Source organism: Gordonia mangrovi, assembly GCF_024734075.1.
Classification (GTDB): Bacteria; Actinomycetota; Actinomycetes; order Mycobacteriales; family Mycobacteriaceae; genus Gordonia; species Gordonia mangrovi.
In genome coordinates, this window is the sequence record NZ_CP102850.1 from 705734 (window position 1) to 718258 (window position 12525).

Here is a 12525-nt window from a genome sequence, read left to right on the forward strand (position 1 = left end):
CCAGCGGCAGGTATGCCGCGCCGGCCTTGAGGATGCCCAGGATCGCGACCATCACGTCCACGGTGCGCGGGGTCGCCAGACCCACCACCGCGCCGGCGGTCACGCCGGAGGCGAGCAGTCCGGCGGCGACCCGGTCGGAACGATCGTCGAGTTCGCCGTAGGTCAGCGCTCCGCCGTCGAGGTCGGTGACCGCGACCCGGTCGGTGTGGCGGTGCACCGCGGAGCGGAAGATGCCCGGCAACGACCGCCAGTCGGTGGTACCGGCAATCGCGCAGGCGCGCTCCCGGATGGAGTCGGTGGCCGTCCGGATCGCCGATGCGATCCCGGCCGGATCGAGCCCATCCTTCGGAATCAGTGCGGTCACGATGGCGCTGACCGCGGCCTCGGTGTCCATGCCACGCGCCTCGAACACCGAGGCGGTCGCCGACACCCGGGTGGACAGCTCCGAAAAGGACACGGTGACGCCGTTGGCGTCGAGTGCGACGGACTGCGGTTCGCGTTGCGCCGCTATGGTGATCAGGTCCCGCGTCGGTGGTCGTCGTCCCCACACGGTCGAGATGTCCACCGCGCCCACACCGATCCCTGTCACGTTCGTTCGCTGCCTTCCGCCTCGGTGGAATCCGTCGTATGGTCACCCACGCCCAGTGCCCGGCCGGCACGTTCGCGCAATTCGGCGAGAACCGCGTCGAACTCGTCCGGACCGGCCTCCGCGAGACCCGGGATCAACGTCATCGCCGCCATCGTCAACGCGGAGTCCGCGTCGGGCGCAGTGGGACTCATTGCCTGCATCATCATGTCGAGATCTCCGAAGCTGAGCGTCGGCGGACCGGCGACGGCCATCGCCGTCGGGTCGTCGGCCGCCGCCTGCGCGACGAGGTCGGCCAGTGCCGTCTCGGCCACCGTGTCGTCGACGGCGCCGGCGAGGACCTCGTCGTCGAGGCGAATGCTGACGTCGCCGACGTGGAGTTCGGGATCGGCGGTGACCGATTCGAGTACCTGAACGTAACGGGCTGCCAGACGCTCGATGGTGGCGTGCTCGAACAGGTCGGTGGCATACAGGAACTGCGCCCGCATGCCGCCGCCACGACTGTCCCGCTCAGGATCATTCGGGAACAGGGTGAGTTGCAGGTCTACCTTCGCCGACGTCAGTTCTTCTCCGATCGGCGCAACCGTCAGCCGGTCGAACTGCAGCGTCGGGAACTCCACGTCCTGGAAGGCCAACATCACCTGATAGATCGGGTTGTACGACGTCGGCGGCTTGGGCAGGGCCCGGGCCACGATGTTGTCGAAGGCGACGTCGGTGTGCGACATGTCGGCGAGGTCCTCGTTTCGAACCCGCGCCAACAGGTCCACGAACCGCTCGGACGGATCCATGCGTGTCCGCAGCGCCAGGGTGTTGACGAACATGCCGACCACGTCGTCGAGGCTCTGCTCTCCGCGGCCCGCGAACGGGGTGCCGATCACCAGGTCCGTGGCGCCCGACATCCGGTTGAGCAACACCGCGAACGCCGCGTGGATCACCATGAATGACGTGGTGTGGTGTTGCCGGGCAACTGTTTCGAGCTGGGCGACCACAGCCGCCGGGATCTCCAGATCCACCGCTTCGCCGCGGAAGGTGGGCGACTTCGGCCGCGGACGGTCGTGTGGCAGATCGAACCGCTCCGGCACACCGGCCAGCCGCTCATCCCAGTAGGCGAGCTGACGATCCTCCTCGGTGGTCCCGTCCGCGTCGGTCACCGCGAGACGCTCCGAGAGCCACAGACTAAAGTCCGCGTACTGCACCGGCAGGGGCTTCCATGCCGGTTCGGCACCCGTGCTCCGCGCCCCGTAGGCGGTCATCAGGTCGCGCGCCAGCGGCGACATCGACGCACCGTCGGCGCTGATGTGATGAATGACGAAGACCAGCACATGCTCGGTGGTCGACACCCGCAACAGCACGGCGCGCACCGGCGGCCGGGTGGTGATGTCGAATCCTTCGCCGGTGACCTCGCCGATGGCGTCCCCCAGTGCGGAACCCACCTCGCGGACCTGCACGGTGAGTTCGCTCTCGACGACGTCGGCGGGCAGGATCACCTGGATCGGTTCGCCGTTGATCATCGGATACGTGGTGCGCAGCGACTCGTGCCGGCGGACGAGATCGGTGGTGGCCGATTGCAGCGCCGCGACGTCGAGATCACCGGTCAGCCGCAGCGCCATCGCGACGTTGTAGGCCGCCGACGCCGGGTCGGCGCGGTTGATCAGCCACAGCCCGCGCTGCATACCCGACACGCGCACCAGTTCGGCACGGCTGCGCGCCAGCAGTGGCGGCGCGCCGTGACCCGTCGGGCTGGCGGCGAGCGCCTGGGCCAGGGTGGCGACCGTGGGCCGTTCGAACAGCATCTTCACCGGCACCGGCCGATCGAGCAGCGCCGAGAGCCGGGAGGTGACCTTGGTCGCCGACAGCGAACTGCCGCCGAGGTCGAAGAAGTCCGCGTCGGCGCTGATCCGATCCTGCCCGAGCACCTGCCCGAAGACGCCCGCGACGACCGTCTCCATCTGCGAACTGGGCGCCCGATAGCCGCTGGACGCGGAGAAGTCCACCGGTGGAAGCGATCTGCGATCGATCTTGCCCGAGGTGGTGAGGCGGAACTCCGAGACGAGGACCAGCGAGTGCGGCACCATGTAGGCGGGCAGGTGTGCCGCCGCCTGCTCGAGGATGCGTTTCGGGTCCGCGGTGGCGCCGTCGGCCAGGCGGGCGTAGGCGACGAGCACGTCGTCGCCGCCGGGTCCGGGCACGCCCAGACTGATGACCTCACTGACCAGCGGATGGCGTGCGATGGCGGCGTCGACCTCGCCGGGTTCGATCCGCAGTCCACGGATCTTCAGCTGGAAGTCGGTGCGTCCCACGTACCGCAGCGCACCCGAGGTGGTGCGGACCACTCGGTCACCGGTGCGGTACATGCGTGCGCCGGCACCGAACGGGTCGGCGACGAATCGTGTCGCGGTCAGATCCGGCCGACCGTGATAGGCCTGCGCCAGCTGGATACCGGACAGATAGAGCTCGCCGGGAACACCGGTGGGCACCGGACGCAGCGACGAATCCAGCACCAGCGCACCGACTCCGGGAACCGCTCGGCCGATGGTGACCTCGTCCCCTTCGTGCAGGGGTCCGGCGGCCGTCGCCCAGATGGTCACCTCGGTGGGGCCGTAGAGATTGAAGAACGCGCGACCCGCACGTGCCCATCGCCGCATCAGATCCGGCGGGCAGGCCTCGCCGACGCTGATCACCCGGGCGAGACTGGGCACCGCGGCCGGCTCCAGCGTCGCCAGCGCCGACGGTGTCATCACCGCATGGCTGACCTGGTGCCGATCGATGACCGATGCGAGTTCGTCACCGCCATAGACACCGTTCGGGCTCACCACGAGTTCGGCTCCGGTGCACATCGCCATCAAGATCTCGAAAATCGAGGCGTCGAAGCTCGGGGACGCGACGTGTAACACCCGGGACCGCTGATCCAGTCGGAGGATCTTCTTCTGATTCGCCACCACGGTGGCCAGGCCCCGGTGACTCAGCGCGGCCGCCTTCGGCTTGCCGGTGGAACCTGAGGTGTAGATCAGGTAGGCCAGATCGTCGATGACCGGAGTGCGAACCAGTTCGTCGTCGCGCACGCGCGCGCCGCTGTGTCCGGCGAGTTGCAGTTCCATCGTCTCGTCGTCGATCGAGAGCCACTCCACACCTTCGGGCGCCCGCTGCGACACCTCGAGAACGGTCAGCCCGAGGGCGGCCTCGCTGTCGGCGAGGATCTCCGCGAGACGGCCTGCCGGATGAGCCGGATCGATGCTGACGAATGCGGCACCGGACTTGGCGACGGCCAGCATCGCCATCACCGACAGGTGCGAACGCGGAATGCACAGCGCGACCACATCACCGGGCCCGAGGCCGCGACTGATCAGCTCACGCGCGAGTTGATTCGTGCCGGCCTCGAGCGTCGACCAGGTGATCGTGCCGGCGCCACTGACCGCGACTCCCGACGGATTGGCCTGCACCAGACCGTTGAACAGCAGATCACGCAGCGTCTCGGGAATCGCGGGCGTCTTGGGGTGTTCGGTGAGGGCGGCGAGTTCGGCGCTGTTCACGAGATCGATGGTGCCGACGCGCCGGGTCGGTTCGGCCACCATCGTGCGCAGCACCGTGACCAGCTGATCGGCCACCCGCTCGATGGTCCGCTGTTCGAAAAGGTCAGCAGCGTAGGCGAGTTCGACGTCGAAGCCGGAATCCCCGACATGGTCGGTGACGGTGATCGACAGATCGAACTTGGCTGATTGCACGCGGGCGTCGAGCATCTGCGCCGAGTCCGCCCATTCGTCGAGCGCACGTGCCTGCCCCGGGTGCATGGTGAGTGAGACCTGGAACAGCGGCGTATGTGCCGCCGACCGCTCGGGGGCGACGGCCTCGACGACCCGTTCGAACGGGATCGCCGCGTGCCGCATCGCCCGGGTACGGGTGGAGTGGGCGCGATCGAGCAGTTCGGCGGTCGTGTCACCCGGCGCGACCGCGGTGCGCAACACCACCGTGTTGACGAACATGCCGACCAGGTCGGCGGTCTCGGGTTCATCGCGGCCGGCGACGGCGGTACCGATCGCGACCTCGTCGACCTCGGCCCACCGGGCGAGGAGGACGGCGAACGCCGTGTGCAGCACCGAGAACGGGGTGACATTGTGGTCGCGTGCGAGCGCGCGGACGCCGGCGACCAGGTCGGGGTCGATGGTGGTGTCCACATATCCCCCGCTGCCGGTGGCCACATGCGGACGCGGATGGTCGGTGGGCAGCGGCAGAAACCCCGGCAGGCCGGCGAGTTCCTGCTCCCAGAAGGTCAGCCCCTCGGTCGCGATCGAACTGGGTGCCTCCGGAGTGCCGAGCAGACGATGCTGCCACATCGCGAAATCGGCGTATTGGACATCCAGCGGCGCAAGAGGATTGTCCACACCGTCGCGGCGGGCGGTGTAGGCGACGAACAGGTCGCGGATCAACGGCACGAGGGAGAAGCCGTCACCGGCGATGTGATGCAGCACCACCACCACGACATAACCGGAGGCATCTCGCAGAATCCGCGCCCGGAACGGGATCTCGTGGGCGAGGTCGAATCCCCGCGCCGCCTCGGCCGCGATCAGCTCATCGAGGCGACCGTTGACATCGGCCACCTCGGAGTCCACCGAGGTGAGCGCGTCGGCAGCATCCAGGATCTCCTGCATCGGCTCCCCACCATGGGACCCGAATCGTGTGCGCAGGGTCTCGTGGCGCTGGACGAGATCGCCGAGTGCCTGCTGCAGCGCGGCGACATCGACATCGGCACCCAGCCGCACCGCACCGGGCATGTTGTAGGTGCCGGCACCGGGTTCCATCCGGTTGACGAACCACAGTCGGGTCTGCGCGTGCGACAGCGGGATGATCTCCGGCCGTGGGTCCACCCGCGTCAGCGCGGGACGCCCATCGGCCCCGCCCGACCGGGAGCGCTCGGCGATCTCGCCGACGTCCACCGAGGTGAACACATCGGTGAGATCGACCCGGACGTTGTGCTCCACCCGCGCCCGTGACACCAGCCGGGCAGCCATCAGCGAATCGCCGCCCAGAGCGAAAATATTGTCGCGCAATCCGATCCGCTCCACACCGAGCAACTCCGAGATCAGGGTCGCCAGGGTTGTCTCCACCGGCGTGCGCGGCGCCTCGTAACCGACGACCGGCTTCAGGTCCGGGGCCGGCAGACTCTTGCGATCGAGTTTGCCCGCGGTGCCCACCGGGAACTGATCGAGCAGCACCGCCGCCGACGGCACCATGTGGGACGGGAGGTGACGGCGACACCACGACAACGCCGCGGCCTCGGTCACCGAGGCGTCATCGGATCGCAGGTAGGCCACCAGTATCGGGCCGGGGCCCAGGTCGGTGCGGGGCACCACGGCCGCGGCGTCGACGCCCGGCATGGCGTCGAGAACGGCTTCGATCTCGCCCGGCTCGACGCGCTGCCCGCGGATCTTGACCTGGAAGTCGGTGCGGCCCAGGTACTGCAGTTCACCGTGCGCATCCCAGCGCACCAGATCGCCGGTGCGGTACATCCGGTCACCGGGTTCGCCGAACGGGTCGGCGACGAAGCGATCGGAGGTGAGGTCGGACCGGCCGAGATAGCCGTCGGCCAGCTGACAGCCCGCCAGGTAGAGCTCACCGGCGACACCGGTGGGCACCGGACGCAGCCGGGTGTCGAGTACATACGTGTCGGTGTTGGCCACCGGACGACCGATCGGTACCGGGCCGTCACCGGCCCCCACGCGGTGTTCGGTGACGTCGACCGCAGCCTCGGTGGGGCCGTACAGGTTCACCAGTTCCGCGGTGGATCCGTCGAGGACACGGTCGGCCAGCAGCCGCGGCAACGCCTCGCCAGAAGTGAACACCCGACGGACGGTGGCCGGCAGCAACGTCTCGTGACCCTCGTTCTGCAGCACCTCGGTGTACACGTCCAGCATCGACGGGACGAAGTGCGCGACGTTGACCTCGCGGCGGGTGACCAGATCCAGCAGATACGCGGGATCGCGATGGCCATCGGGACGGGCGATGACCATCCGTGCGCCTTCGGCCAACGGCCACAGCAACTCCCAGACCGAGACGTCGAAGGTGAACGGCGTCTTGTACAGCACGCGATCCCGTTCGGAGAGTGGATAGTTCGTCTGCATCCAGGCGAGCCGGTTGAGCACCGCCGAGTGCGAGACCTGCACCCCCTTCGGCGTACCCGTCGATCCCGAGGTGAACAACACGTAGGCGGCCTCGTCGGACCCGCCGGCCGCGGCGACGGGGGCGGGGGTGTGCGCCGCCGCTGCATCGCGCGCCACCGCGTCGACACCGATCTCGGTCAGCAGCGCAGCGTCGATCACCACCGGCGCCGACACCGTTTCGACGATCAGGCGCCGCCGCTCGTCGGGCTGGGTCGGGTCGACCGGCACATAGGCCGCGCCCACGCTCAGCACCGCATAGATGGCCGCGACCTGCTCCGGCCCGCGATCCAGAGACACCACCACGCGGTCCCCATGACCGACTCCCGCGGTGCGCAGATGTGCGGCGATCACCGCACGCAGCCGGTCGAACTCCGCATACGTCCACTGCCGGTCCTCGAATTCGACGGCGACACGGTCGCCGTGGTCGCGCACCCGGCGCTCGAACGAGGTCAGCAGGTGGTCGACGGATTCGGGGAGCGCGAGTTCGGGACCGCTTCCGAGCGCGAGCATCTCGTCACGCTCGCCCGCCACGAGCAGGTCGACGTCGGCGATCAGGGTGTCGAGGTCGTCGAACAGCCGGGAGAGGAACATCAGGAACCGCTCGAGATGACCACGCAGTTCATCCTCGGTGTACAGGTGCGGGTTGCCGTGGAAGTCGACCACCAGGCGTGCGCCCGGGCTGGCCTGGTACACGTTCAGCCGCAGGTCCTCGAGGATGCCTGAGGTCAGGATCTGGTATTCGACGTCGGCGCCGGTCATCTCGATCGGCTTGTCGAAGAACATCAGATTGACGATGGGACCGAAGGACGCCGTGTTGGCATCCGCCAGACCGGCATCGATGCGGATGTCCTCGAAGCGGTAGCGCTGATGGCGCAGTGCACCGGTGAGTTCGAGCTGACTCTGCTCGACGAGATCGCGCATCGACAGCCGCGATACGTCGCGCGCCCGGATGGGCAGCATGTTGGCGAGCATGCCGGCGGCGTTCTTGATCTTCGCCGTGGAACGCCCGGTCACCGGCAGGCTGAGGACCACATCGTCGGTGCCGGCCATGCGCGCGAGGTAGGCCGAGAAGCCGGCCGTCAGCAGCACTGCCGACGAGGTGGTGAGCTCGGCGGCGACGCGGTCGAGTTGTGCCTGGGCATCGGCGCTCATCTGGGCACCGGCGACCAGGTTGCGCGGCGACAGGGCGGCGGCTGCGGCCTGCTGCGCCAGCGTGACCCGCTCGGGGAGGTCCGCGACCCGTTCCACCCAGTGGGCCCGGTCGGCGGCACGTCGCGTGCCCTCGCGGTACTTGATGTCGTCGGCGACGAGTTCGGCCAGGCTCGCTCCCCGCTTCGGGGCGTACTCCTCACCGGCGAGCGCTGAATTGTAGCGATTGACGACGTCGAGGACGGACATGAGACCGGCATATCCGTCGAGCGCGATGTGGTGCGCGCGCACGTACCAGAACGACCGATCGTCGGCGACCCGGATCAGCGTGGAAACGACCAGCCGGTCGGCGCGCAGATCCATTTGTCGCTGATAGTCGTCATTCATCCATTGATGCGCTGCGGCAACCGGATCGGGCTGATCGCGAAAATCGAGAAAATCGAGATCATTGTCGATCTGTTGGTCGACAATCTGCATGGGGACGCCATTTGACTCGACGATGCGGGTGAAAGCCGATTCCCGGGCCCGACCGCTCTCCACGGTCACCCGGCGGAAGAGTTCGCGATCGAGTTCCCGTCCGGCATCGCGGATGTCGAGATACTGAGCAACGGTAACGGAATAGTCGGCAGAAAGGTTCTCCGCGAACCACATACCGCGCTGAGCAGCGGTGAGTTCGAGAGGGGCCGGCTCCGTCTCGTTGGCATCACGCGAAGTATGTGCTGACCCCATCGCCTCTCTCTTCCAGTTCGTCGGCCAGCCTGATCCAGCGACTCATCGGCAAGCCCGATCCTGCGCCGATCGATCTGACCGTCGCAACGACCGTTGCGGGCTGTCTGTTCCGCGGGAACCGGGTTCCCTCGCAACAGTGTGCGTCATTATCCACCCTTCAATTCCTACTTCACCATGATTCGGTTGAATGGTTGAGCCCGCACCGAATCGTCTGAATTGCCGGCAAACGACTAGTTCACAGATGAATTTCGTATCTGAACGCCGGATCGTTACGCGCGGCCCCGGCGCGTCGTCCGAACGTAGGAACCGGACCTGGCGAAAAGTAATGTTTTGGTATCCGGCGACGACATTGTCCCAGGGCGTGTCGATTGTTTGGGTAGCATCGCCCACAGCAACCGGCCGTGTGCTCCGGCAACCGACGTGGCCCGAAAGGAGTAGTCGATGGCCGAGCCGTCCCACAGGTCCACGACCTTCCAGACGCCCCGCGCACCCGTCGATGTCGGTCGGGCCGCCGATCTGCTGACGTCTGGGGACCTCGAGGTCACCCCTGCCGGGACCGACGGAAACTCGGACCGGTCGGCTCACTCGGATACGCCGCCGCCGGCAGTGTCTGCGAACAACGGGTCCCGGCCACGCCGGGCGCGGCACGCCAAGGTGACCGGCGACGAGTCGCCCACGGTCGCGTTTCCCCCGCTCACTCCGACAGCCACCGGGTCCGAGTCCCCGACGACCCACCCGGCAGACACGTCCGCTCCCGACACCACCACTGGCGATACCGCCGACACCGTCGCCGACAGTTGGCAGATCCTCTCCCCGGCCGATGACGACACCCGTGCCCCAGCTCCCGAGGACGTCGCACATACCCAGGACGCCGCGACTCCCGAGGACACAGACGCCGCCGACTCCGCACGACCGGAGGCCGTACCGGCCGCTCCACCCCCTGCCACCGTTGCGGCCGCGGACGGCCGCACCGACGACAGCGCCACCGCAGCCACCGCCGTACCGTCCGGAGCCGAGCGGGCACCGGCGGCCCCCGCCGAGTCGCGGTCGGAGAACGCAGACCTCACCGTCGCGCCGTCGATCCCGGCCGCGATCGACGTGGTCGGACTGCACAAACGATTCGGCGACAACGTCGCCGTCGAGTCGGTCAGTTTCTCGGTCGCCAAGGGTTCGATCCTCGCCTTGCTCGGTCCCAACGGTGCCGGCAAGACGACAACCGTCAACATGCTGTGCACGCTGCTCAAACCGGATGGGGGCACGGCGACGGTGGCCGGACACGACGTGGTGTCCGATGCCGCCGGGGTGCGGCGGTCGATCATGCTGACCGGTCAGTTCGCGGCCCTCGACGAAGCGCTGTCCGGCCGTGACAACCTCATCCTGTTCGGGCGGCTGATGGGGTTGTCGAAATCCGCTGCGCGCACCCGTGCCGACGAACTGCTCACCTCATTCGACCTCACCCGCGCTGCCGGTCGTCGCGTCGGCGAGTACTCCGGCGGTATGCGGCGCCGCATCGACATCGCCTGTGGTCTCGTCACCCAACCCGAGGTGGTCTTCCTCGACGAGCCCACCACCGGCCTGGACCCACGTAGCCGTCAGGAGGTGTGGAAGCTCGTCGAATCGCTGCGCGATCAGGGGGTGACGACGCTGCTGACCACCCAGTACCTCGAAGAGGCCGACACCCTCTCCGACCACATCGTGGTGATCGACCGCGGCCGCGTGATCGCGTCGGGCACGGCCGATGAACTCAAATCCGCGACCGGCGCATCCCACTACGACGTCACCCCCGCCGCCCCCGAGGACCTGCCTCGGCTGATCTCCTGCCTCGACGACCTGCTCACCGACGCACCGGTCGGCGAGGACGCCGACGACGCGGCCCCCAATTCGGTTGCGGTGCCCGCACCCGACGGCGCGGACACCCTCGTCGAGATCGTGCACCGCACCACCGGCGCGGGTATCCGTCTCTCCGACGTCGCACTGCGCCGACCGAGCCTCGACGAGGTCTTCCTCGCCTTGACCGACCCCGGGGCGGCCACTCCCGCCTCGTCACCGAAGCCCGCGGACGAACCGGCATGACGTCCACCGACGCGACCCCGGCCGGAATGCCCCAGGCTGCAATACATCAGGCCGGAATGCACCGGGCCGGCGTGCACCGCGCCCCGGTGGGCCAGTCCGGCGTGGCACCGCGCGCGACCTCATCGGCTGTCCGGACGCAGGTGACGGTGGGCCGCCCCAGAACACACGCGTTTGCGCAGTGGTGGGCGCTCACCGCCCGCGGGTTGCGCGCGATGATCCGCAACGGCGAGATCATCTTCGCGTTCGTCGCGCCGGTGTTGCTGGCCATCTGCTTCTACCTGCCACTGCGGTCGATCATGGATGCCGATCCCACCATGGATTACGCCGCGTTCCTGATGCCGATCATCTCGTTGCAATCGGTGAGCTTCGTGGCGTCCTCGGCGGCGATGCGCGCATCGGTCGACACCACCAAGGGCATCAACACCCGGTTTCGCACCATGCCGATGCCCGTCGCGATCCCCACCCTCGCCCGGTTCGGCACCAACGGCGTGTTGCTGGTCATCTCGGTCATCTGCGCCGCCCTCACCAGCCTGGTGATGGGTTGGCGCGCAGCGGGTTCGGTACTGGATACGGTCGGCCTGTTCGCCGTGGTGCTGACCGTGGGGCTGCTGATCGCGGTGCTCGCCGATGCGCTCGGACTGCTGTCGAACAGCCCCGAGGCGACCAGCCAGGCGCTGTCGCTGCCCATCCTCGTCCTCGGCCTGCTCTCCACCGGTTTCGTCCCGGAGGATCAGTTCCCGGAGTGGATCCAGCCGTTCGTCCGCAATCAACCGATCTCGCAATTCGCCACATCGATGCGGGCACTCAGCGACGGCACGGCCACGCTCGAGATCCTGACGCCCACCATCTGGTGGTGCGTCGGGCTCGCGATCGCCGGGGTGATCCTGACGGGACTCGGCATCCGCAAGGCGGTGCGATGACCGCCGTGCCCGCAGAGACACCCACCGGATCATCGAGCAAGGGTTCGGCAGCGACCTGGTCCTCGGCAGCAGAGCCGGGTGCGACGGAGCGGCCGGAGACGGCTCCGCCGGTCGCGGCACCCGGCGAGGGCACGGTCCGCGCCTGGCTCACCCAGAGCGGGGTGCTGTCGTGGCGTCAGCTGTCGGTGATGGTGCGCGACAAGGCCACGTTCCTGCAGCTGGTACTGGTGCCCATCCTGACACTGCTGATGTTCAAGGTCGTCCTCGGTGACGCGATCGGCAGTGCCACCGGCCAGGACAGCACCTACGGCACCGTCCCGTTGGTGATCCTGGTGAGCGCGATGTTCGGGTCCGTCGCGGCCGGTATCCGGCTCAATCAGGAGCGCGGCACCGGTCTGCTGGCGCGCCTGTATGTGCTGCCCATCAACCGCGCGGCCGACCTGACCTCCCGCCTGCTCAGCGAGATGTTCCGCATCGTCCTGGTCACGGCGCTGCTGATCGTGGTCGGTTCGTTCATCGGGTTCGACATCACCGGCGGCTTCTGGTCGGTTGCCGGCATCTTCGGGGTGGCGTTGATGTTCGGCGTCTCCTACGCCACTCTCGTGCTCGCGCTCGCGGTCAGCTCGAGTCCGTCGGCCCCACTCGTCCCGTTGCTCTCGTTGGTGTCGAGTGTGTTGATGTTCTTCAATTCGGGGTTCTCCCCCATCGACGCCTATCCCGGCTGGCTGCAGCCCATCGTGGAAAACCAGCCGATGACACCCACGATCGAGGTGATGCGATCGCTGGCGGCCGGCGGGCCCATCGCGGAGAACATGATCAAGGTGACGATCTGGACCGTTGGGATCATCGGGGTGTGCCTGTATCCCGCGCTCCGCGGCTATCGGAAGGCGGCGACCGCGCGCTGAGCCGAAGG

General features: G+C 68.0%; 5 protein-coding genes (1 of these 5 running past the window's edge). 3 read left to right on the forward strand and 2 right to left on the reverse strand.

Annotated features, from left to right (window positions below; genetic code table 11):
* Together NWF22_RS03340 and NWF22_RS03345 are read right to left on the reverse strand one after the other, a co-directional pair.
* Positions 1 to 589, reverse strand: the 5' end (the start) of a protein-coding gene (locus NWF22_RS03340; protein WP_160900636.1) for a non-ribosomal peptide synthase/polyketide synthase. Its footprint begins 24413 nt before the window's first position; 589 of the gene's 25002 nt are visible here — the first part of the coding sequence; its start codon is at positions 587 to 589; its stop codon lies off the left edge, out of view.
* Positions 586 to 8619, reverse strand: a complete 8034-nt coding sequence (locus NWF22_RS03345; protein ID WP_160900635.1) for a non-ribosomal peptide synthetase — start codon at positions 8617 to 8619, stop codon at positions 586 to 588. Before NWF22_RS03345 ends, NWF22_RS03340 begins: the two co-directional genes overlap by 4 nt.
* A 441-nt stretch (positions 8620 to 9060) precedes the next feature.
* Here NWF22_RS03345 and NWF22_RS03350 point away from each other — a divergent pair, with 441 nt between their 5' ends.
* From NWF22_RS03350 to NWF22_RS03360, 3 genes are read left to right on the forward strand one after another with little or no spacing between them, the layout of a single operon-like run.
* On the forward strand, positions 9061 to 10692 hold the full coding sequence (locus NWF22_RS03350; protein ID WP_233750871.1) for an ATP-binding cassette domain-containing protein: 1632 nt from the start codon (positions 9061 to 9063) through the stop codon (positions 10690 to 10692).
* Positions 10689 to 11612: an ABC transporter permease gene (locus NWF22_RS03355; protein WP_233750870.1), complete on the forward strand. Its 924-nt coding sequence runs from the start codon at positions 10689 to 10691 to the stop codon at positions 11610 to 11612. The genes NWF22_RS03350 and NWF22_RS03355 overlap by 4 nt, the downstream gene beginning before the upstream one ends.
* On the forward strand, positions 11609 to 12517 hold the full coding sequence (locus NWF22_RS03360; RefSeq protein ID WP_160900634.1) for an ABC transporter permease: 909 nt from the start codon (positions 11609 to 11611) through the stop codon (positions 12515 to 12517). The genes NWF22_RS03355 and NWF22_RS03360 overlap by 4 nt, the downstream gene beginning before the upstream one ends.
* The last annotated feature ends 8 nt before the right edge of the window (positions 12518 to 12525 follow it).

What these genes read in the sequence shown, in the direction of transcription:
- NWF22_RS03355 (WP_233750870.1), top strand. Translation starts at nt 10,689, where the DNA reads ATGACGTCCACCGACGCGACCCCGGCCGGAATGCCCCAGGCTGCAATA.
- NWF22_RS03350 (WP_233750871.1), top strand. Translation starts at nt 9,061, where the DNA reads ATGGCCGAGCCGTCCCACAGGTCCACGACCTTCCAGACGCCCCGCGCA.
- NWF22_RS03345 (WP_160900635.1), bottom strand. Translation starts at nt 8,619, where the DNA reads ATGGGGTCAGCACATACTTCGCGTGATGCCAACGAGACGGAGCCGGCC.
- NWF22_RS03360 (WP_160900634.1), top strand. Translation starts at nt 11,609, where the DNA reads ATGACCGCCGTGCCCGCAGAGACACCCACCGGATCATCGAGCAAGGGT.